The organism is Brucella sp. H1_1004 (genome assembly GCF_047308065.1).
In the GTDB taxonomy this organism is placed as follows: domain Bacteria; phylum Pseudomonadota; class Alphaproteobacteria; order Rhizobiales; family Rhizobiaceae; genus Brucella; species Brucella pseudogrignonensis_B.
Genome location: NZ_JAYKZA010000002.1, coordinates 2,069,759 through 2,089,926, shown reverse-complemented (window position 1 = coordinate 2,089,926; position 20,168 = coordinate 2,069,759). Strand labels below are relative to the sequence as shown.

Below are 20,168 nucleotides of genomic sequence, written 5' to 3'. Positions count from 1 at the left end.
ACCTTACTGTCGAGATGGAGGGAATTTCGTTCTGCAAGCATTTGTGGAACTGCCAGTTGCGTGTGAGCGCAAAGGGCGGGGCTGCTTTTGCACAAGTGCATCGCAGACGAGGGGAGTTTTCAATTGGATATCCAGGTTAAAAAGGAATTGGCACGTGAGCGAACACGACACGGCTGAGCCGACACGACGTGATTTTTTGTATATTGCGACGGGAATGGCCGGTGTCGTTGCTGTCGGTGGTTTTGCATGGCCGTTTATCGACCAGATGCGTCCTGACGCCTCGACACTCGCGGCAGCGTCTATCGAAGTTGATGTTTCTTCCCTTGAAGAAGGAGCTTCAATGACCGTTAAGTGGCGCGGCAAGCCGATCTTCATTCGCAATCGTACTGCCAAGGAAGTTGAAGACGCCAAGGTGACAGCCTTGACCGATCTCAAAGACATTGCTGCGCGTAATGCCAATCTTCCATTGGATGCAGAAGCAACGGATGTCGCGCGTTCGGCGGGTGAGGGCAAGGAAAACTGGATCGTCATGGTCGGTGTCTGCACCCATCTCGGCTGCGTGCCGCTTGGTGAGTCGGGTTCATTCGGTGGCTGGTTCTGCCCGTGCCACGGTTCGACCTATGACACTGCCGGACGCATTCGCAGCGGCCCAGCTCCGGAAAATATGTATATTCCGGAATATGCATTCACTTCCGATACGGTCATCAGGATCGGCTAAAACAGATCTTGGGGAGAGAAAATATGAGTGGTCATCACTCCACATATACGCCCTCGACCGGCATCGAAAAATGGGTCGACGAGCGGCTGCCTTTGCCACGCCTTGTCTATGATTCCTTTGTTGCCTATCCGACACCGCGTAATCTGAACTACATGTATACGTTTGGTGGCATTCTGAGCTTCATGCTGATTGCCCAGATCATTACCGGTATCGTGCTGGCAATGCATTATGCTGCAGAAACGACAATTGCGTTTAACTCGGTCGAAAAGATCATGCGCGATGTCAATTCCGGTTGGCTTCTGCGTTATATGCACGCAAACGGTGCATCCTTCTTCTTCATTGCGGTTTATCTTCATATTGCCCGCGGCCTTTACTACGGTTCCTATAAGGCCCCACGTGAGCTTTTGTGGATTCTCGGCGTGGTCATCTTTCTTCTGATGATGGCAACGGCGTTCATGGGCTATGTGCTTCCATGGGGTCAGATGTCGTTCTGGGGTGCAACGGTTATCACGGGCTTCTTTACCGCCTTTCCGGTGATAGGTGAGCCGATCCAGCAATTGCTGCTTGGTGGCTTTGCGGTCGACAATCCGACGCTCAACCGATTCTTTTCGCTGCATTATTTGCTGCCGTTCATGATTGTGGGTGTTGTTATCCTGCACGTATGGGCATTGCATGTAACTGGCCAGACCAATCCAACCGGCATTGAAGTAAAATCGAAGACCGACACGCTGCCATTCACGCCTTATGCGACGATCAAGGATGCGTTTGGTGCGCTCGTTTTCTTCGTCTTCTTTGCATATTTCGTGTTCTATATGCCGAACTTCCTGGGCCACCCGGATAACTATATTCAGGCTGACTCGCTCAAGACCCCGGCGCATATCGTGCCTGAATGGTACTTCTTGCCATTCTATGCCATGCTGCGTGCAATCACTTTCAACATTGGTCCTATCGACTCGAAGCTTGGTGGCGTCCTTGTGATGTTCGGTTCGATTGCGATCCTGTTTGTCGTGCCATGGCTCGATACATCGAAGGTTCGTTCGGCAGTTTATCGTCCGTGGTTCAAGCTGTTCTTCTGGCTGTTTGTCATTAATGCAATCTTCCTTGGCTGGTTGGGATCGCGTCCGGCGGAAGGTGTTTACACGATGATGGCGCAGTTCGGCACGCTCTACTACTTCGCTTTCTTTATCGTCATCATGCCGGTTCTTGGCCTGATTGAGACACCGAAGCGTATTCCGAATTCGATCACGGAAGCGGTTCTGGAAAAGAACGAAGGCAAGGCCGAGATTACTCCAGTAGAAATCAACGGCTGAAGCGCGAGATGAAGGACGTAAAAATGAAAAACATCCTCAAGAGTTTCGCTGTCTTCGGTATTGCTCCGCTGGTAGCGCTCGGTGTGACGATGGGCGGTGCTTTTGCCGCCGGTGGTGGCGAAGGGGAGCCTGAGCATTATCCCATCCATCATCCCAAACAGGAAAGCTGGAGCTTCGCCGGCCCCTTCGGCACTTACGACAAGGGACAGCTCCAGCGCGGTCTCAAAGTCTATAAGGAAGTCTGCTCAGCCTGCCATTCGATGAATCTGGTGGCTTTTCGTAATCTGGAAGCGCTTGGTTATTCGCCGGAACAGGTGAAAGCTTTTGCTGCGGAATATGAAGTCACAGATGGACCGAATGCGGATGGTGAAATGTTCACTCGCAAGGCCATTGCCACAGATCATTTTCCATCGCCGTTCCCGAACGTGAATGCAGCCGCTGCTGCCAATAATGGTGCTGCGCCTCCGGACTTCTCGCTGATTGCCAAGGCGCGTGCCGTTGAACGTGGTTTCCCGACCTTTATCTTCGATATATTCACGCAATATGCCGAAGCGGGTCCGGATTACATTCACTCGCTTCTGACCGGCTATGACGAGCAGCCACCAGCGGGCATGCATATTCCTGAAGGCACGCATTACAATCCGTATTTCATTGCGGGAAAATCGCTTGCCATGGCAAAGCCGCTCAGTGACGATCAGGTCACTTACGACGATGGTTCGCCGCAGACGGTTGATCAGTATGCGCGGGACGTTTCGGCGTTCCTGATGTGGTCCGCAGAGCCGCATCTGGAAGAGCGCAAGAAGCTGGGCTTCAGGGTTCTTATATTCCTGGTGCTCTTTGCTGGTCTTGTTTACATCGCCAAGCGTGCGATCTGGTCAAATGTGAAGCATTGATAAAATAACCAGAGCAATGAGAAGGGCATCGTCAGGTGCCCTTTTTTGTTGGCAGCGCATCACAAGTTGCTCAAAACAGCGCGAAGCAGCTTGGCGTGCCAGCCATATCGTGGTTGAAGGGTGGTCAATACAATTGATCGGGCTGAAGCCATAAGCTTCTGCTCTGAAAGGACTGACAATGGAATCGACGCTCAAAGCCACTTTGAAAGACTCGATCAGAACAATTCCCGATTATCCGAAGCCGGGCGTTCAGTTCCGTGATGTCACCACGCTTATGGGTGACGCGCAGGCGTTCCGCCGTGCCGTCGACGAGCTGGTTTATCCTTATGCGGGCAACAAGGTCGACAAGGTTGCTGGTATCGAGGCGCGTGGCTTCATTCTTGGTGGTGCAATCGCACATCAGCTTTCGGCTGGCTTTGTGCCGATCCGCAAGAAGGGCAAGCTGCCGCGGGATACCGTTCGCATTGCCTACAGCCTTGAATATGGCATTGATGAAATGGAAATGCACCGCGATGCGATCGAGAAGGGTGAGCGCATCATTCTGGTTGATGATCTTATCGCAACGGGCGGCACTGCAGAAGCCGCAGCCAAGCTGCTTCTCCAGATGGGAGCCAATATCGTCGCGGCCTGCTTTATTATCGACCTGCCCGACCTTGGTGGACGCAAGAAACTCGAAGCGCTTGGCGTGCCGGTCCGTACACTTGTGGAATTTGAAGGCGATTGATTCACCTCACCCTCAGATGAAAAGGCCCGGAGTTTTCCGGGCCTTTTTTGTTAAGCGGGTAGCTTCACCATAGCGGCGTTATCGAAGGATAGGACCTTGTCGCCATTTTGGTTGTAAGCGCTGCTGCTCATGTTGAGCATTGACCAGCCGGGACGCGAGCCGAGCGGACGAATGGAATGGACGGTGCGCTTATAGGTGATCGTGTCGCCAGCATAGACCGGGCGTAGCCATTTGAGGTTCTCAAAGCCGGGCGAGGGGCCGAATGTTGGCGGGACTTCACCGCTTTTCATTGCGTTTTTGGTTGCCTCGAAAATGGATGCCACGTTCAACTTCATGAAGACTGCTGTGGTATGCCAACCCGATGCGCAGAGGCCGCCCAGCACGCTGCTCTTGGCAGCTTCTGCATCAAGGTGAAATGGCTGTGGATCGAACTTTGAAGCGAAGTGGATGATTTCCTCGGCGGTAAACGTATAGCTGCCGATGGTCAGTTCTTCTCCAAGATGCTCTTCGATAAAGCTCATGTGTCGTCTCCTTCGCGCTCAGGGTTGCGAAGACCGACCATGGCCGTATGTTGAAGCTCACAAACGACCTCGCCACGCTGATTGACGATCTCGTTATAGACGGTCAGGAAACCTACATGCGGCATGGATTTTGAGCGGCGGCGATCAAGCACGGTCGAGAAGCCGCTTAGCGTGTCACCTGCCAAAACGGGACGTTTCCAGCGGTTAAATTCGATGCCCGGACTGCCCTGTGAAGTCGAATCTTTGAGATAGGCGTCCCAGACCATGCGCATGAAAAGCGACACCGTATGCCAGCCCGAAGCAGCGAGGCCACCGAGCACGCTTGCCTTGCCTGCTTCTTCATCAAGATGGAAAGGTTGTGGGTCGAATTCACGGGCGAATTCGATAATCTCTTCTTTGGTGATCGTGCGTGGACCGAAGGGAAGCTTCAGTCCTTGCGTAAAATCTTCATACGCATATTTGGGCGTCTTATCAGTCAATCCGGTCTCCTCCCACCAGAGCGGCGTTGCCGCTCTGTTTCTTTGCCTGCGCATGTCTATACCCCCAAAACCGGTTCCCACTTTTGGGAGACATGCGTAGAAAAAAGGCCGCTATTTTGTAGCGGCCTTTGTTGTATCAGGTATTGAAGCGGAACAGCATCACATCGCCGTCATGGACGATATATTCCTTGCCTTCGTCCCGTGCTTTGCCAGCTTCCTTGGCGCCGACTTCACCATTGAACTTCACATAGTCTTCATAGGCGATGGTCTGTGCACGAATGAAACCGCGCTCGAAATCCGTATGGATGACACCTGCAGCGCCCGGAGCTTTGGTGCCGCGACGGATGGTCCACGCACGGGTTTCCTTCGGCCCTGCCGTGAAATAGGTGATGAGGTCGAGAAGCTTGTAGCCTGCACGAATAAGACGGTCGAGGCCGGGCTCCTCTAAGCCCATGGCGTCGAGATATTCCTTGGCTTCTTCGTCAGCAAGCTGGGCAACTTCAGCTTCAATGGCGGCGGAAATGATGACGCTCTCAGCACCCTGTTCAGCAGCCATTTTCGCAACAGCTGCGCTATGTGCATTGCCATTGGCAGCGTCGCTTTCAGCGACGTTGCAGACATAAAGAACTGGCTTGGAGGTGAGCAGATTAAGACCCTTGAGGATCAGCAGATCATCTGGTGCAATGTCTTTGAGCATCAGACGAACCGGCTTGCCGTTTTGCAGCAGTTCCAGCGCCTGTTCCATCACTGGCAGAACAGTTGTTGCTTCCTTGTCTTTCGACGAAGCGCGCTTGCGGATTTGCACAATGCGACGCTCAATGCTTTCGAGGTCCGACAGCATCAGCTCCGTTTCAACGGTTTCAGCGTCCGACACAGGATCGATGCGGCCTTCGACATGGGTGATGTCGTCGTCTTCAAAGCAGCGCAGAACATGCACGATGGCATCGACTTCGCGAATATTGGCAAGGAACTGATTACCCAGACCTTCACCCTTGGATGCGCCGCGCACCAGACCAGCAATGTCAACGAAGTTGATGCGGGTCGGGATGATTTCCTTCGAGCCAGCGATTTTTGCAATACTGCTCTGGCGAGGATCGGGAACTGCAACTTCACCGGTATTCGGCTCGATGGTGCAGAAGGGATAGTTTGCAGCCTGTGCTGCCGCAGTCTTGGTCAGCGCGTTGAAAAGCGTGGACTTGCCGACATTAGGCAGGCCGACGATGCCGCATTTGAAACCCATGATCTTACCTGTCAGACTAGAATAGAATTAATGCCGCTAAGCGACTTGGATAAAGCTGGTGTCGCTATGCGACATGTAGCTATGAAGCGTCAAGAGTACCGCATAAAAGTCGCGGCTCAATCCTTCTTGCCCAAGAGTTTCTTGAGCATTTCAGCCATTGGGCCACTCGCCGGAATATTTGGCTTGGCAGCGTTCTGACGCGCCTGCCGGATATGGCTCTGTGCTTTTGGCGGTGCCTTTGCTGTCTGTGCAGGGTCAGCTTTGAAGCCGTTGGGCCGCTGATTGCCATCTCCCATGACAACTGCCACGCGGTTCATGAAGCTGTTGTCTTCTTTTTTGGCCAGCAGGCCAATATTGTCTGCGATAGCGCCAAACAGCTTGTCCAGCCATTCATTATCGACTTTGGCGAAGTCGCCAAGAACATGGTTGTGCACCAGTTCTTTCGCGCCTGGGTGGCCGATGCCAAGGCGCATGCGGCGATAGTCTTTACCACCGTCGAAACTCTGCACATGCGCGTCGATAGATTTGATACCGTTGTGACCGCCTGAGCCGCCGCCGGTCTTGATGCGCAGCTTTGCAGGCGCAAGATCAAGCTCGTCGTAAATCACAACGAGATCGGCAGAGGTCAGTTTGTAGAAGCGCATGGCTTCGCCAATCGACTGGCCGGAAAGGTTCATGAAGGTCATTGGCTTGATGAGAAGCACTTTTTCGCCGTCGATCACGCCATCGGCGATCTCAGCTTTGAACTTCTTCTGCCAGTTGGAAAATCTATGGCGGCGGAATATTTCATCCACCGCCATAAAACCGATATTGTGTCGGTTACGCGCATATTGAGGGCCGGGATTGCCAAGTCCTGCGATGAGCAGCATGGTTGTCTGACCCTCTTATGCAGACAGCGATTATTCGCCGTCCTTGCCTTCTTCTTCGCCGTCTGCGTTTTCTTCCGACTTGAGAGCGGCAGGCGCAGCGATTGTAGCGATTGTGAAGTCACGATCCTGAATGACAGGCGTTGCATTCTTTGGCAGCTTGATAGCCGAAATGTGCACAGAATCACCGACTTCAAGACCTGTGAGGTCAAATTCGAGTGCTTCTGGAATTGCATTCGCAGGTACAATCAGCTCAACATCGTGACGAACGATGTTCAGAACGCCGCCTTTCTTGATGCCAGGAGCTGCGTCTTCATTCTTGAAGTGAACCGGAACGTTGACAGTAACAACTGACTTCGCGGAAACGCGCAGGAAGTCAACATGCTGTGGGAAGTCACGAACTGGATCCAGCTGGTAGTCCTTAGGGAGAACCTGAATCTTCTTGCCGTCTACTTCGATCGTTGCGATCGTGGTTTTGAAACCGCCGCCGTGGATCTTGTAGAAGATTTCCTTATAGGAAACAGCAATCGAGATTGGCTCCTGCTTGTCGCCATAGATGACTGCAGGAATTAGGCCGTTGCGGCGAAGTTCGCGGGAGGACCCCTTACCAACCCGGCTGCGCAGATCGGCCTTGAGCACGTAAGTATCGCTCATGGCATTACCTTTCAAAGTTACTGGAGTGTCGTTTTTGATTTGATTCAGCAAACGACATGAAACAGTCCGCAACGCCTTTCACAAGGTGCAAGGCCGGACCGATCCATTCCGCGTTGCCTCCAAGGGTGTCTACGCGGATGGCGGTGCTATAGAACAAAGGGGCTTTTCATGCAAGGCGTTCCACAGCTTCTGTGGGCTTTTGTCTTAACGGGTGGCATTGGCCGCGTCAAAAATGTTAAGCGCATGGCAGATCGATCGTAGGTTCTGCCTGCCGAGTCGTCGCAAGATTCACAAAATAAAGGAAACGAGATGCAGGTCGGTATCGACATGGGTTCTGTTGCTGGAAGCGGTTCTGCCTCGGCAGCGGCGCTTGGTGGTGGCAAACAGGCCATGCTTGATCTTGAAGAGCTTCTCGCAACCCGCCTTCTGGTGCAGGGCAATTCAGGGTCCGGCAAGTCGCATCTGCTTCGCCGCTTGCTCGAGCAGAGCGCGCAATGGGTGCAGCAATGCATTATCGATCCCGAAGGCGATTTCGTAACATTGGCTGATCTTCACGGTCATGTGGTGGTTGATGCTGCGCGTTCGGAAGCTGAACTCACCCGCATTGCAAGCCGCATTCGCCAGCATCGTGTTTCGGTCGTTCTCAATCTTGAAGGTTTGGACGTCGAGCAGCAGATGCGTGCCGCCGCAGCCTTCCTGGGTGGCCTTTTCGATGCCGAGCGCGATTACTGGTATCCGATGCTGGTGGTGGTTGATGAGGCGCAGCTTTTTGCGCCCGCCGCTGCCGGTGAAGTGTCGGACGAGGCGCGCAAACTCTCGCTCGGTGCTATGACGAACCTCATGTGTCGTGGTCGTAAGCGAGGCCTTGCCGGTGTGATCGCTACACAGCGCCTCGCAAAGCTTGCCAAGAATGTGGCTGCTGAGGCATCCAACTTCCTGATGGGCCGTACTTTCCTTGATATTGATATGGCGCGCGCGTCTGATCTTCTGGGGATGGAACGCAAGCAGGCGGAGCAGTTTCGTGATCTGCAACGTGGTCATTTCATTGCACTTGGACCTGCTTTGTCGCGCCGCCCGTTGCCGATCAAGATCGGTAAGGTTGAAACCTCGGCGCGTTCGTCGTCACCAAAGCTCATGCCATTGCCAGATGCGCCGGAAGATGCGCGAGACCTGATCTTCACGCCCGCACCGGAAGAAATCCGTACGGTTGTGCGTCGCATACCACCACCGCCTCCGGCACCATCGACGGCAGAAATTCTGGCACAGGTGGCAAAGCCAAAGCCGGAAGCTGAGCCTGTTGAGGCGCCTTTGTTCCCCGGCATTGTGGAAGCCGAGCGCGACAGCCTGCTTGAAAAGGTGATGCGTGAGATTGTGGACGATCCCGAAGCATCGTTCCGTTCAGTTGCGGTGCTTTATCAGGATTTTCTTGTGCGTTGCCGGATTCACCGCGTTCCGGGTGAGCCACTGGCTCTGCCTGCGTTCCGTCGTCGTCTTGCTGTTGCGCAAGCCAGTATCGAGAGCGATGTGGCAACCGGTGAGACATGGCAGAAGGCACTGGCGCTGTCTGAAAGCCTCACTGATGATGTTCAGGGTGTGTTTCTGATTGTCGCACAGGCAGCGGTGACAGGCGCGGTCTGCCCGTCGGATGCAGCACTGGCGCGCGCTTATGGGACACATTCGCTAAGCCGTGCGCGTCGATTGCTGACCTATTTCGAAGAGCGTGGATTGCTGGTTGTACGCAACGATTTCAAAGGCTTGCGTATTGTCAATTTTCCTGATCTCCAATGCGAGACGGCACCGGGCGATCCAAATGCGCCGGATGATCAGGTCGATGAAGCGACGGCTGCGGAATAAAGCGGTTCTGTGCAAACTGTCATGAAGCTGTAATGATCCTCGGCAACTGCTGGGAGGACCATACAGAGAGCAACAATGACAACAGAGCTACAGCCTGATTTCAGAGAGTTATTTACCACCTTTGGTAAAATCGGGCTGTTGTCGTTCGGCGGGCCTGCTGCGCAGATTGCTATGCTGCAACGTGTGTTGGTCGATGAGAAGCGCTGGGTGGATCAGGAGCGACTGATTCATGCGCTGAATTTCTGCATGTTATTGCCGGGGCCGGAGGCCATGCAGCTTGCGACCTATGCAGGCTGGGCTGTCAAAGGCTGGCGCGGCGGATTGCTGGCTGGGCTTTTGTTCGTGCTGCCCGGTGCTGTGGTTATGCTGGCCTTGTCAGCGCTTTATGTTGCCTTTGGCCATGTTGATATTGTTGCGGGACTTTTGTTCGGCCTCAAAGCTGCTGTGCTGGCGATTGTATTTGAAGCACTTTACCGGATGGCCAAGCGCACACTGGTTTCCGGTTTTTCCTATGCGGTGACGATTGCCGCTTTCGTTGCTATTGCTTTTCTGAAATTGCCTTTTCCTATTGTTGTGGTGCTGGCGGCACTTGCGGGCGGCGCGCGTCATTGGCTGCGAGGTGGAGGCGTGGGAAGCAGCGTGATGCACGCTGAGCCTAATGCATTTCGTGAATTTCTGCTGCAAACTCTGATATGGGGTGGATTGTGGCTTGTGCCACTTATCGCGCTTTATCTGGTGTTTGGCGGGCAGCATGTGTTCACAGCGGAGGCCGCATTTTTCTCAAAGCTTGCAGCAGTAACATTCGGTGGTGCCTATGCAGCGCTTTCCTATACCGCACAGCAAGCGGTGGATCATTTTGGATGGATGCAACCCGGCGAGATGCTGACCGGACTGGGACTGGCTGAAACCACACCGGGGCCGCTGATGCTCGTGTTGGTGTTTGTTGGCTTTGTGGGCGCTGCCAATCTGTCGGGACTGCCGCCGTTGGTGGGAGGCTTGTTCGGAGGGCTGATCGCGCTGTGGTTTACCTTTGTCCCGTGCTTTCTCTGGATACTCTCTGGTGCGTCGTTTGTTGAGCGCTTGCGCCAATTGCGCTGGCTCTCCGCCATGCTTGGTGGGATCACGGCTGCAGTTGTTGGGGTTATCGCCAATCTGGCGCTCTGGTTCTCATTGCATGTGCTGTTCGGTAAAGTGGTCGATTATCAGATTGGCGTTTTCAGCCTGCCGGTGCCAGATGTCAGCACAATAGACAATGCCGCCGTCCTGATTGCAGGCGCGGCGGCATTATTGCTTATCGTTTTGAAGTTCAACATGCCGCTGGTGCTACTGCTTGCGGCATGTCTCGGCATTCTGATTAGATTAATCGAACAAGCTTGAAACTGACTCTTCAGCCGCGGTGCGCGCAATCGCTTCACCAATCAGGCTGGAGATCGACAGAACGCGGATATTCGGTGCGTCGTTGATCGCGGTCGTTGGCTGGATCGAGTCGGTGATCACCAGCTCTTTCAGCTTCGACGAAGCGATACGAGCAACCGCGCCACCCGACAGAACGCCGTGGGTGATGTAAGCGGTAACGCTTTTTGCGCCCTTGGAAAGCAGCGCTTCGGCTGCATTGCAGAGCGTGCCGCCGGAATCAACGATGTCGTCGAACAGCAGGCAGTCTTTGCCGGTTACGTCACCGATAACGTTCATGACTTCCGATTCACCCGGACGCTCACGACGCTTATCAACGATTGCGAGCTGCGCATCGATGCGCTTTGCCAGCGAACGGGCGCGAACCACACCGCCAACGTCTGGCGAAACGACCATGCAATTGCCGGTCGGGTAGTTGGCCTTCACATCGCGCGCGATAACCGGAACCGCATAGAGGTTGTCGGTTGGAATATCGAAGAAGCCCTGAATCTGACCCGCATGCAGATCAAGGGTCAAAACGCGGTTTGCACCGGCTTCGGTGATGAGGTTGGCAACCAGCTTTGCCGAGATCGGCGTGCGTGGGCCGGGCTTACGATCCTGACGGGCATAGCCGAAGTAAGGAAGAACGGCTGTGATGCGGCGTGCTGAGGAACGACGGAAGGCGTCGATCATGATCAGCAGTTCCATCAGATTATCGTTTGCCGGGTAGGAGGTCGATTGCAGAACGAATACGTCTTCGCCGCGCACGTTTTCCTGAATCTCAACGAAGATTTCCTGATCGGCGAAACGGCGAACAGTCGCCTTGCCAAGCGGAATGTCGAGATGTTTAGCAACGGATTCGGCAAGAACCCGGTTGGAGTTGCCTGCGAATAGTTTCATTCTTTTTGCCTCTGAAGCCGGAGCAGTTACGTTCTGTTGCAAAAAGTCCGTGAAACGGACGTAATTTCTGAATTCAAGTGATGCCAAGACAAATTCGACTTCGCTTGATCATTCTTTAAAAACTTTAAAACCGCGTACTTTTTCACAGGGTGTCAAGTGCCGCAGTTTTCAAGGTTTTCTCGAATGAGCGGCCTATTGCAAAGAGTCACTGTCATTGCAAGTCCTGTGAGGTCACAATTGCAGTAAAAAGGCCCGTCACAGTTCTTTCCCACAGGGCTGCGCCCATGATTCAGCAAAAGATTTCAGTCTTTTGCCGCATAACTGATTTTTCATGCGCGATTTGCCGCAAGCCAGCTCGAATATTCCTGCATGGTCTTATCGGCAATAGATTGCATGGCAGAAGGAGGAACAACGCTCCATGAGTCTGCCGCAGCCCCCGGCACTTTTTCCTGCCCCTGAATGCGATGAAGACGATTGCCAGAGGCATCCATAACGTCCCAGACATAGAGAATTGTGGTCTGGTTGTTTTCGGAAAGAACCGAGAAATAACCCTTCATAACATAGGCGGCATCGGTTCCGCCATTGCCAGCAAGCTCAACACCTTTGGCGCGCGCATCGTCATTGATGCGATGGGTGAGCGGTGTCACAACATTCACCGGCGCGCCGATGATGGGCGCAATGTAAAGCTTGCCCGGCTTCAAAGACGCTGTGCGTGCTGGAGGGGTGGACGGTGTAGTTGTTTGTGCTGGCGTCGTCGCCGCTGGTTGTTCAGTTGTTGTCGGTGTGGTTTGTGCGGTTTGCTGATTGGAGCCCTGCACATTCAATGCGGATTCCGTGCTGTTGCACGCAGTTAGAAGTCCTGTCAGTAACAGTAATATTGAAATATGAGCCTTGTTCATGTTCAGCTTCATGCTCCAGAAAGCGCAAACCACTCCTGCACTGTGAATGAAGTTTATGGCTCATCTCGGCTCACTTGACAATCATCTCTAGAGAATGACGCGACAGAGCCACTGCTGCGCCGTTTGTTGTGAGATATGTCTGGCCCAGCGTCATGGCGGTTTCTGTGTCTGAATCCATGATGATCATATGGGCAAACAGCGTCATATCCGGTTGAATACTCTCGGGATTGCCGGAATAGAACATTTGCGGGTCCATCCAAGATGGTGTGAAGCGCGCACCAACCGAGTAGCCACAGGCGTTCAGGCGATGGCGGGTGAGACCGTGCGCTTCCATAATGCGGGAATGCGCGTCAAACACATCGCCAAATGTAGAAGCTGGTGTCATGGCCTGTTCGACAGCTTCCAGCGCTTCGCGTGCTGCATTGTAAAGTTGATGGTGTTCTGGTTTCGGCTCACCAATAATGATGGTGCGCATCATGGGCGCATGATAATGGCGGAAAACGCCGGACCATTCGAGCGTCAGCTGATCATTGACGGAAAGTGTGCGACGACCGGATTTATAACGGCACAAAAGCGCATCAGCACCGGAACCGATAATATATTCATTGGCAGGATAATCGCCATCGCCTGCAAAGTTGGCGCTCATCATTGCTGCGAGAATGTCAGCTTCGCTGGCGCCACCTTTTGTGAGCTTAAGGGCGGCATCCAGTGCGTCATCGCTCAGTTCTGCTGCACGTTTGATGAGGGCGATTTCAGCCGGACTTTTTAAGAGGCGCAACCGGTCCACCATGCCAGAGGCGTCATAAAGCTTGGCGAAGCTCTGCAACTGTTCGTCGAGCTTGCGGGCATTGGCTCCCGTCAGGCCATGCGTTTGATATTCGATACCGATGCGTGTGCCGAGCAGATCAAGCTCAGTGAGAATATTGCGCAGATCGATTGCCGGGTTGGCATTGTCGCGATCCGTCCAGACCACGATATTCTCGATGTTTGATGTATGGCGTGCTTGACGAAGATCGGCAGAGCGCGTCATCAAAACGGTAGACCCATCGGCCTTGACCACGAGACATTGGAAAAAGCAGAAGCCGAACGTGTCGTAGCCTGTGAGCCAGTACATGCTTTCCTGTGCAAACAGCAGGACTGCATCCAGCTTTTCTTCCTCCATCTTCAGGATCAGGCGGTCGCGACGTGCGGCAAATTCTTCCGGCTCGAAGTGAAGGGCCATACAGATCTCCTAATCTTTGATAATGGCGATGGCCGCAATCTGGCGACCGTAATCCGGCTCACCGCGATGCGTCGTGCGTCGGTAGGAATAAAACTGGTCTTCATCGGCATAGGTGCACTCACGCAGCGCATCAGCCTTAACGCCTGCGGCAGCCAGACGGTCGGTGATAAAGGCCCATAGATCGAAAAGCTTGTGGTCTTCCTTGTCGGAAGGCTGAAAATACGTGGCAAAAGATGCATCTTTGCCGGTGAATTCTGCGTAGAATTCGGGTCCGACTTCGTAATTATCAGGGCCGATCGTCGGTCCAAGTACGGCGATGATGTTCTCTCGCTTCGCACCAAGCTTAATCATCGCTTCAATGGTGTTTTCGAGTACGCCGGTAAAAGCCCCGCGCCAGCCAGCATGGGCCGAACCGATAACGCCTGCTTGATGATCTGCAAACAGAACAGGGCCGCAATCTGCTGACAATGCACCAATTGCAATGCCCGGAATGTTTGTGACCATGGCATCGGCCTTGGGGCGTGGAGTGCTTAATGGTTCGGTCACGTAAACCACATCAGGCGAGTGGACCTGATGAACTGTGATCAGGTGATCGGGCGCAACGCCCAGTGTCTCAGCTACACGGCGACGATTCTCTGTAACCAGTTCTGGCACATCATTGGAGCCGCTGCCGACATTCAGACCCGCATAAATGCCGTCTGAGACGCCGCCCTTGCGTGTGAAAAAACCATGCGCAATGCGCTTGCCGTTTGTTCCGGCAGGGCCATCCAGCAAAGGGGAGCGAAGCGGTTGCGGCTTATCGGTCATGGGTTTTCTCTTTTCAAAACGGCTGGATGGTGGGGGAGGCTGGTTGGCTTGTCAATCGCAGCTTTTTGACAGTTGGTTTAATGAGGAGCTTGCGAATGGGAAGATTGCTGTTGCGGGATCGCTGATGGCCAACACTTTGAACAGGGTTCCCATCTGATCGGGTGACGCCAATCGCTCGACATCTTCGCGAATTTTATTCTGAAAGGCAGCATCGCGTCCTGCGCCCAAACGACCGGCACGGTCGATCAGCCCCATAGCGAGCAGAAAATCGCCTTGCGTCATGGTGGCAGTTTTGCAGCCGCAATTGTGCGCGGTTTTTTCCAGCATGTCGAAATCAACGTGGCTGGTCAGGTCTGCTTCTCCGGGATGGGCAAACACGTCATCATAGGCATGTTTCAGTATGGCTTGCAGTGTGTCGCCGAAGCCCGATTGCAGATGGCCGTAATCGATGGATAGGGCTGCACCACGCGTCGCAGTAATGCGCTGCGCGATTTCCTGCATCAGTGCGGTGCGCGCGGGAGCTGCTTCAAAAATGGTGCCTTCAGGTGCTATTTGATGACCTTCGGGCAGGAGGGCTGCATCAATGCCAGCGGCGCCGCTGACGAACTGAAATTCGTCGTGTTCGTTGAGGGCGATGAGCCGTTCGACAAAGCGGCCATTGGTTTTCACGAATTGCCTGAAAGGAATTGCGTCGAACAATTCGTTGGAAACGAGGATCAGTGGCGTGTTTGGAATATCCGCGAAGCGTTCGAACCATTCGATGGAAGCATTGAGAGGCGCGAGCTTTTCTTTCTGTTTTTCGACCAGGCGCGGGCTGGTTTCGACCATAGCAATACGGATGGAAGCAGCCATTTGTGGCGCAAGCTTGCCAATCGTACGCAGCATGTCGCTCATCAATGTGCCGCGGCCGGGACCAATTTCGCAGAGCACAGCGTTATCGGGACGGCCGAGGACATCCCAAACGCCGATACACCAGATACCGATGAGTTCACCAAACATCTGGCTGACTTCCGGGGCCGTGATGAAATCGCCGTCGCGCCCGAAGGGTTCACGCGTTGTGTAATAGCCTTGTTCCCGGTCGCCAAGGCAAGCGGCCATATAGTCGGCCACGCTGATCGGCCCTGTCGTGCCGATCAATCGCTTCAACCAGTCTTTCAGTGTTGCCTCAGGCATGTTTTGCTGCGGCCCTGTTTGCGCGCCACATTGCCCAAAGACCAATGAGCACCATTGGCAGCGACAGGATCATGCCCATGGTGAGCCAGCCGCCGAATAGATAACCAAGCTGCGCATCGGGTTCGCGGAAGAACTCGACAATGATGCGGCTGATGCCATAGCCCAGAACAAAGGTGCCCGCGATAAAGCCCGGCGCTTTCAGCTTCTTGCCGACCCATACAAGCAGGAACAGGACAAAGAACAGAACGAAGCCTTCAAGGAACGCTTCATAGAGCTGGCTTGGATGACGTGGCAGACCGCCACCATTCGGGAAGCGCACTGCCCACGCCACATCGCTGACGCGGCCCCAGAGCTCGTCGTTGATGAAGTTCGCCACACGCACGACACCGAGGCCAACAGGCACGCCAGCCGCAACGGTATCGAACATGCTCCAGACTTTGATGCCGCGTGAGCGTGCAAACCAGATCATTGCAATCGTGGTGCCTAAGATGCCGCCGTGGAACGACATGCCGCCGTCCCATACAGCTGGAATGGCTAGCGGATTGGAGAAGTAGTAAGCGGGGTTGTAGAAAAGCACATAGCCAAGGCGTCCGCCGATCACCACGCCGAGCGCTGCCCAAATGACAAAGTCGTCGAGCGCTATCGGCTGCATAGGCGGCTGGTTGTTGGCCCAGAGGCGATGGTTACGAAGCAGCTTTTTGCCATACCACCATGCGAACATGATGCCGACGACATAGCCCAGCCCATACCAGTGCACGGCAAACGGACCGATCGAAAAGATTATCGGATCGATATTCGGAAAGGCGAGGCCAGAGGCAGACTGCAAAGTCTCCATAATTCAATAACTCCATTTTCCGGCGGACCATGCGCGACGATATCTGAGTGGTCAAGTCATCACGTTTATACAGCTTCACTTGCATCAGAACCGAGACGGCCCTATTTCAAATTGAGGTTTTCAACAAGACCGTATCGAAATAGGGAATAAAGCTATGACCAGCGGATCGAACCGGGTTCTCGATGAACTCGCAAAGCTTGTGACGGATGCGGCAGGCGCTGCGCAAGGTGTGCGCCGCGAAGTCGAGACTGCTTTACGCTCGCAGAGCGAACGCGTGCTGAACACGCTTGATGTTGTGCAGCGCGAAGACTTCGAAGCAGTACGTGAAATGGCGATCAAAGCACGCGCCGAAAATGCCGCTTTGCTTGTCAAAATTGAAGCACTTGAAGCGCGTCTTGCTAAATTTGAAGTTGATTCGACTGCGAAAACGGCAAAAACCTCTGCCGCAGCAGCGAAATCCAAAGATAATTCATAATTTTTTATTAACAGGCCATAAGTGCCAAAAACCCTTGTCTTAGAGTCGCTTAAGGCAGGGGTTCTGACCCGTCCTTCTCATATTTCCACATGCTTTAATGCCTCTTTCGACAAAAGGGGCTAGCGTTCAGATTCAGCATCAATAGACTGAAAACACTACATGATTCGTAATGTGGTCATGTAGGCAGCGGCGAGGGGCTGTAGTTTTAGTTTTCGCGTCTTCAGGCTGCTTTCCAGTATCAGTTGCGTATGTGCGTGTACCATTGAGGCGTTGCATGTTGTTCAGGCATGTCGATTCCTCGACCGATCAATTCGTGCCTTTTTTCTGCGCTTAATCTTGTGTGGGTCGGGGTGCGGGCGAGCAATTACTTGCGCGTCAGGAATTTGGAGGCGTTTTTACGAACGCTTCGCAGAACAGGAAACGGACATGAGCCTTCTTGAGCTTGAATTTGCACGCGAAGCACATCCGGTGGATGTGATTGAGCATGTTGCGAATTCAAACGACTGGACGTTCGAGCGGACTGGCGACGACGAAATTGCAATTTCGGTAGCGGGTAACTGGACTGACTACCACATCTCGTTCTCCTGGATGGAGGATTTTGAAGCACTGCATCTGGCCTGTGCCTTTGACATCAAGGTTGCAGAACCTCGCGTCAATGAAGTGATGCGGTTGCTGTCGCTCATCAATGAAAAGCTTTTGATGGGCCATTTCGATCTCTGGCAGCAGGAAGGCGCGATAATGTATCGTCAGTCGCTTCTGCTGGCGGGCGGTGCAGAGCCGACAAGCCGTCAGGTTGAAGTGTTGCTTTCTGCGGCTCTGGAAGCATGCGAAACCTATTTTCAGGCGTTTCAGTTTGTCGTCTGGTCGGGTGTAAGCGCGCGTGAATCGCTGGAAAGCGTTCTGTTCGAAACCGTCGGACGCGCATGATGAGTTTTGATCCCGGCTCAAATGCCGGGATTTTTCTGAGTGGGGAGATTGGATATGAGTGCAACTGAAACGATTACCTGGGCCGATTTCGAGCAGGTCGATATTCGCACCGGAACAATCGTTGAAGCGGTGCCATTTCCCGAAGCGCGCAAGCCGGCTTTTAAACTGAAAATCGATTTTGGTGATAAGATCGGTATTAAGAAGTCGTCTGCACAAATTACCAAGCACTATCAGCCGGAAGATTTGATCGGTCGGCAAATTATGGCTGTGGTCAATTTTCCTCCCCGCCAGATCGGCCCTTTCATGTCAGAAGTGCTGACACTCGGTTTTCCAGACGAAAATGGCGATGTGGTGCTCGCGGCAATCGATAAAAAAGTTCAAGACGGCGTCAAGCTTTTCTGATCTTCTATCTGTGATTTGTGCAGGCCGCATGTTCTGTGCCATTGATCGCGCAAGCAATGGATAGGAATGGAACAGATGCAAGGAACGATTGCCGTCGCCATCGGTGGAGCAATTGGCAGTGTTTTACGCTATTGGTTTGTCATATGGTTCGCACCGGTCAGCCGTGATTTGCCGTGGGGCACGATCGTCGTCAACATTATCGGTTCATTTGCAATTGCCTTATTTGGGGCGATGACCATGGCATCAAGCCGGATAGAGGTCCCCGAAATCTGGCGCATTGCCTTTATGGTCGGCATTTGCGGCGGCTTCACCACATTTTCATCATTCAGTGTACAGACTTTTGAACTGCTGCGACTGGGAATGCCCGGTCGTGCGCTTATGAACGTTGCTGTTTCACTCTTTGCCTGTCTGGCTGCCACAGCGCTTGGCTATGTGATTGGACAGGCAATCAGCAAGGTTTAGGACTGAGTATCAGCTTTTCGACCCCTAAGCCGGAATGCGAATAATTGCTCTCAGGCCACCCTTAGGAGCGTTTTCCAATTCAATGTCGCCGCCATGGCTTCTGGCAATGTCGCGTGCGATGGCGAGGCCAAGCCCGCCTGTTCCGCCTGAATCCTGCGTGCGTGCTTCATCAAGGCGTACAAAGGGTTTGAACACGTCTTCGCGGCGGTCTTCCGGGATGCCGGGGCCGTCATCATCCACCACGATTTTCAGCCAGCCATCATCATGCGTGACAGCGAGCTCAACATTTTGCGCATGGCGGAATGCGTTGGAAACGAGATTGCTGACAAGGCGCGAGAAGGCATTGGGGCGGACATTGACTTCGCTGTCGCCTTCGATCGAATATTGGAAACCGCGCTCGCGCAAACGTGCTTCATTGGCCAGCTTATCGCAGAGCAGGCGCATATCATAAGTAGAAGCTTCTTCCGATCCTTCACCACGTGCAAAGGCCAGATAGCCTTCCAACATGGTTTGCATGTCGGCAATGTCCTGATTGAGCGGCTCGGTATCAATGGCGTTGCCCGTCAGCGCCAATTGCAGCTTGAAGCGGGTCAGAATGGTTCGCAGATCATGACTAACGCCTGACAGCATGGCGGTACGTTGTTCAATCTGCCGTTCAATGCGTGAGCGCATTTGAATGAAGGCGATACCCGCGCGGCGAACTTCTTCCGCGCCATGCGGGCGGAAGCCTTCGGGCATGGGGCGTCCCTTACCAAAGCTCTCTGCTGCTTGTGAAAGCTGCTGGATTGGCTTGATCTGGTTGCGCAGGAAGGCAACCGCGATGATGAGCAACACAAGCGCTGTGCCGATCATCCATGTCAGGAAGATGCCAGTATTCGACGCATAAGCCTGACTGCGGCGCGCAAAGACGCGCAGCACCTTGTCTTCAAGCTTGATGCGGATTTCAATGAGATCGGAATCGCCAACGGTATCGACCCAGAACGGGCGGTTGATCTGGCGGGTGATTTCTTCGCTCAGGAAGTAGTCGAGAATGGCGAAGAAAGGCTTGGGCCCCGGCGGTGGCAGCGGGTCCGGTGGCAGGATCGAGATATTAAGCCCCAGACGCTGCTGCGAAATACGGATGAGATTGTCGTAGCCGGGTTCCTGCGGATAGGTTTCCAGCGTGTCGATGATCGCAGAAATATCGCGCACAACGGCAGTTGAAAGCCGCTCCGTCACCATCTGCCAATGACGCTCCATGAACACATAGGCAATGATCGCCTGAAGCAACACCATTGGTGCGATGATGATGATGAGCGAGCGCGCGTAAAGCCCCTTGGGCATACGGCGCGCAAACCAGCGCGATAGAGATTTCCAGAGGGACGTCATCGTCTCAGAATACTCCAGACGCTTCTGCTAGTTTATGGTTTCGGTCA

22 protein-coding genes are annotated in these 20,168 nt (G+C 53.7%); 10 read left to right on the top strand and 12 right to left on the bottom strand.

Annotated features, from left to right (window positions below; all coding sequences use genetic code 11):
* Positions 1-154 precede the first annotated feature (154 nt).
* From petA to U2P60_RS17515, 4 genes are all read left to right on the top strand, one after another.
* Positions 155-718 (top strand): ubiquinol-cytochrome c reductase iron-sulfur subunit, encoded by a 564-nt coding sequence (gene petA / locus U2P60_RS17530; RefSeq protein WP_313826870.1) that lies wholly within the window; start codon positions 155-157, stop codon positions 716-718.
* 23 nt (positions 719-741) lie between these two features.
* On the top strand, positions 742-2,028 hold the full coding sequence (locus U2P60_RS17525; protein ID WP_313826869.1) for a cytochrome b: 1,287 nt from the start codon (positions 742-744) through the stop codon (positions 2,026-2,028).
* 23 nt (positions 2,029-2,051) lie between these two features.
* Positions 2,052-2,921: a cytochrome c1 gene (locus tag U2P60_RS17520; protein WP_313826868.1), complete on the top strand. Its 870-nt coding sequence runs from the start codon at positions 2,052-2,054 to the stop codon at positions 2,919-2,921.
* Between the two features lie 178 nt (positions 2,922-3,099).
* Positions 3,100-3,645: an adenine phosphoribosyltransferase gene (locus U2P60_RS17515; RefSeq protein WP_313826867.1), complete on the top strand. Its 546-nt coding sequence runs from the start codon at positions 3,100-3,102 to the stop codon at positions 3,643-3,645.
* Positions 3,646-3,695: 50 nt separating this feature from the next.
* Here U2P60_RS17515 and U2P60_RS17510 read toward each other — a convergent pair whose 3' ends face one another.
* The 5 genes from U2P60_RS17510 to U2P60_RS17490 form a co-directional block, all read right to left on the bottom strand.
* Positions 3,696-4,166: a MaoC family dehydratase gene (locus tag U2P60_RS17510; RefSeq protein WP_313826866.1), complete on the bottom strand. Its 471-nt coding sequence runs from the start codon at positions 4,164-4,166 to the stop codon at positions 3,696-3,698.
* Complete coding sequence (locus tag U2P60_RS17505; RefSeq protein WP_313826865.1) at positions 4,163-4,645, bottom strand: MaoC family dehydratase; 483 nt, start codon at positions 4,643-4,645, stop codon at positions 4,163-4,165. Before U2P60_RS17505 ends, U2P60_RS17510 begins: the two co-directional genes overlap by 4 nt.
* Before the next feature lie 136 nt (positions 4,646-4,781).
* Positions 4,782-5,885: a redox-regulated ATPase YchF gene (gene ychF / locus U2P60_RS17500; protein ID WP_313826864.1), complete on the bottom strand. Its 1,104-nt coding sequence runs from the start codon at positions 5,883-5,885 to the stop codon at positions 4,782-4,784.
* A gap of 116 nt (positions 5,886-6,001) precedes the next feature.
* On the bottom strand, positions 6,002-6,754 hold the full coding sequence (gene pth / locus U2P60_RS17495) for an aminoacyl-tRNA hydrolase (protein ID WP_413573513.1): 753 nt from the start codon (positions 6,752-6,754) through the stop codon (positions 6,002-6,004).
* Between the two features lie 30 nt (positions 6,755-6,784).
* Positions 6,785-7,405, bottom strand: coding sequence for a 50S ribosomal protein L25/general stress protein Ctc (locus U2P60_RS17490; RefSeq protein WP_313826862.1), 621 nt, complete (start codon positions 7,403-7,405; stop codon positions 6,785-6,787).
* Between the two features lie 309 nt (positions 7,406-7,714).
* Here U2P60_RS17490 and U2P60_RS17485 point away from each other — a divergent pair, with 309 nt between their 5' ends.
* A complete protein-coding gene (locus tag U2P60_RS17485) occupies positions 7,715-9,259 on the top strand; it encodes a helicase HerA domain-containing protein (protein WP_413573512.1) in 1,545 nt (514 codons plus the stop codon).
* Positions 9,260-9,334: 75 nt separating this feature from the next.
* The gene (chrA, locus tag U2P60_RS17480; RefSeq protein WP_413573511.1) at positions 9,335-10,636 is read left to right on the top strand and encodes a chromate efflux transporter; all 1,302 of its coding nucleotides are present in this window, start codon (positions 9,335-9,337) and stop codon (positions 10,634-10,636) included.
* Here chrA and U2P60_RS17475 read toward each other — a convergent pair.
* The 6 genes from U2P60_RS17475 to lgt all read right to left on the bottom strand — a co-directional run bounded on the left by U2P60_RS17475 (position 10,619) and on the right by lgt (position 16,490).
* Positions 10,619-11,551 carry a ribose-phosphate pyrophosphokinase gene (locus U2P60_RS17475; protein WP_250038773.1) on the bottom strand — a complete coding sequence of 311 codons (933 nt, stop codon included), beginning with the start codon at positions 11,549-11,551 and terminating at the stop codon, positions 10,619-10,621. The two genes, chrA and U2P60_RS17475, sit on opposite strands and share 18 nt — an antisense overlap.
* Positions 11,552-11,880: 329 nt before the next feature.
* Entirely contained in the window at positions 11,881-12,462 is a 582-nt protein-coding gene (locus U2P60_RS17470) for a hypothetical protein (RefSeq protein WP_413573510.1), read from the bottom strand.
* Between the two features lie 58 nt (positions 12,463-12,520).
* Positions 12,521-13,672, bottom strand: coding sequence for a M24 family metallopeptidase (locus tag U2P60_RS17465; RefSeq protein WP_413573509.1), 1,152 nt, complete (start codon positions 13,670-13,672; stop codon positions 12,521-12,523).
* 9 nt (positions 13,673-13,681) lie between these two features.
* Positions 13,682-14,479 (bottom strand): peptidoglycan editing factor PgeF, encoded by a 798-nt coding sequence (pgeF, locus tag U2P60_RS17460; RefSeq protein WP_413573508.1) that lies wholly within the window; start codon positions 14,477-14,479, stop codon positions 13,682-13,684.
* Between the two features lie 51 nt (positions 14,480-14,530).
* Entirely contained in the window at positions 14,531-15,652 is a 1,122-nt protein-coding gene (locus U2P60_RS17455) for a class I SAM-dependent methyltransferase (RefSeq protein ID WP_413573507.1), read from the bottom strand.
* Positions 15,645-16,490: a prolipoprotein diacylglyceryl transferase gene (lgt, locus tag U2P60_RS17450; RefSeq protein WP_413573853.1), complete on the bottom strand. Its 846-nt coding sequence runs from the start codon at positions 16,488-16,490 to the stop codon at positions 15,645-15,647. The genes U2P60_RS17455 and lgt overlap by 8 nt, the downstream gene beginning before the upstream one ends.
* 151 nt (positions 16,491-16,641) lie before the next feature.
* Here lgt and U2P60_RS17445 point away from each other — a divergent pair, with 151 nt between their 5' ends.
* The 4 genes from U2P60_RS17445 to crcB all read left to right on the top strand — a co-directional run bounded on the left by U2P60_RS17445 (position 16,642) and on the right by crcB (position 18,753).
* Positions 16,642-16,962, top strand: coding sequence for an accessory factor UbiK family protein (locus U2P60_RS17445; protein WP_310009751.1), 321 nt, complete (start codon positions 16,642-16,644; stop codon positions 16,960-16,962).
* Positions 16,963-17,388: 426 nt separating this feature from the next.
* Positions 17,389-17,889 (top strand): YbjN domain-containing protein, encoded by a 501-nt coding sequence (locus U2P60_RS17440; protein ID WP_313826856.1) that lies wholly within the window; start codon positions 17,389-17,391, stop codon positions 17,887-17,889.
* 54 nt (positions 17,890-17,943) lie between these two features.
* Positions 17,944-18,291 (top strand): tRNA-binding protein, encoded by a 348-nt coding sequence (locus tag U2P60_RS17435; RefSeq protein ID WP_413573506.1) that lies wholly within the window; start codon positions 17,944-17,946, stop codon positions 18,289-18,291.
* Between the two features lie 66 nt (positions 18,292-18,357).
* Entirely contained in the window at positions 18,358-18,753 is a 396-nt protein-coding gene (gene crcB, locus U2P60_RS17430; RefSeq protein WP_413573505.1) for a fluoride efflux transporter CrcB, read from the top strand.
* Between the two features lie 24 nt (positions 18,754-18,777).
* Here crcB and U2P60_RS17425 read toward each other — a convergent pair whose 3' ends face one another.
* Complete coding sequence (locus tag U2P60_RS17425) at positions 18,778-20,121, bottom strand: ATP-binding protein (protein WP_413573504.1); 1,344 nt, start codon at positions 20,119-20,121, stop codon at positions 18,778-18,780.
* Positions 20,122-20,168 lie beyond the last annotated feature (47 nt).

Coding starts and splice junctions, on each gene's coding strand:
- crcB (WP_413573505.1), top strand. CDS start 18,358: ATGGAACAGATGCAAGGAACGATTGCCGTCGCCATCGGTGGAGCAATT.
- U2P60_RS17440 (WP_313826856.1), top strand. CDS start 17,389: ATGAGCCTTCTTGAGCTTGAATTTGCACGCGAAGCACATCCGGTGGAT.
- U2P60_RS17520 (WP_313826868.1), top strand. CDS start 2,052: ATGAAAAACATCCTCAAGAGTTTCGCTGTCTTCGGTATTGCTCCGCTG.
- U2P60_RS17435 (WP_413573506.1), top strand. CDS start 17,944: ATGAGTGCAACTGAAACGATTACCTGGGCCGATTTCGAGCAGGTCGAT.
- U2P60_RS17485 (WP_413573512.1), top strand. CDS start 7,715: ATGCAGGTCGGTATCGACATGGGTTCTGTTGCTGGAAGCGGTTCTGCC.
- U2P60_RS17445 (WP_310009751.1), top strand. CDS start 16,642: ATGACCAGCGGATCGAACCGGGTTCTCGATGAACTCGCAAAGCTTGTG.
- U2P60_RS17490 (WP_313826862.1), bottom strand. CDS start 7,405: ATGAGCGATACTTACGTGCTCAAGGCCGATCTGCGCAGCCGGGTTGGT.
- U2P60_RS17470 (WP_413573510.1), bottom strand. CDS start 12,462: ATGAAGCTGAACATGAACAAGGCTCATATTTCAATATTACTGTTACTG.
- pgeF (WP_413573508.1), bottom strand. CDS start 14,479: ATGACCGATAAGCCGCAACCGCTTCGCTCCCCTTTGCTGGATGGCCCT.
- U2P60_RS17425 (WP_413573504.1), bottom strand. CDS start 20,121: ATGACGTCCCTCTGGAAATCTCTATCGCGCTGGTTTGCGCGCCGTATG.
- U2P60_RS17510 (WP_313826866.1), bottom strand. CDS start 4,166: ATGAGCTTTATCGAAGAGCATCTTGGAGAAGAACTGACCATCGGCAGC.
- U2P60_RS17525 (WP_313826869.1), top strand. CDS start 742: ATGAGTGGTCATCACTCCACATATACGCCCTCGACCGGCATCGAAAAA.
- U2P60_RS17465 (WP_413573509.1), bottom strand. CDS start 13,672: ATGGCCCTTCACTTCGAGCCGGAAGAATTTGCCGCACGTCGCGACCGC.
- chrA (WP_413573511.1), top strand. CDS start 9,335: ATGACAACAGAGCTACAGCCTGATTTCAGAGAGTTATTTACCACCTTT.
- ychF (WP_313826864.1), bottom strand. CDS start 5,885: ATGGGTTTCAAATGCGGCATCGTCGGCCTGCCTAATGTCGGCAAGTCC.
- U2P60_RS17455 (WP_413573507.1), bottom strand. CDS start 15,652: ATGCCTGAGGCAACACTGAAAGACTGGTTGAAGCGATTGATCGGCACG.
- pth (WP_413573513.1), bottom strand. CDS start 6,754: ATGCTGCTCATCGCAGGACTTGGCAATCCCGGCCCTCAATATGCGCGT.
- U2P60_RS17475 (WP_250038773.1), bottom strand. CDS start 11,551: ATGAAACTATTCGCAGGCAACTCCAACCGGGTTCTTGCCGAATCCGTT.
- U2P60_RS17515 (WP_313826867.1), top strand. CDS start 3,100: ATGGAATCGACGCTCAAAGCCACTTTGAAAGACTCGATCAGAACAATT.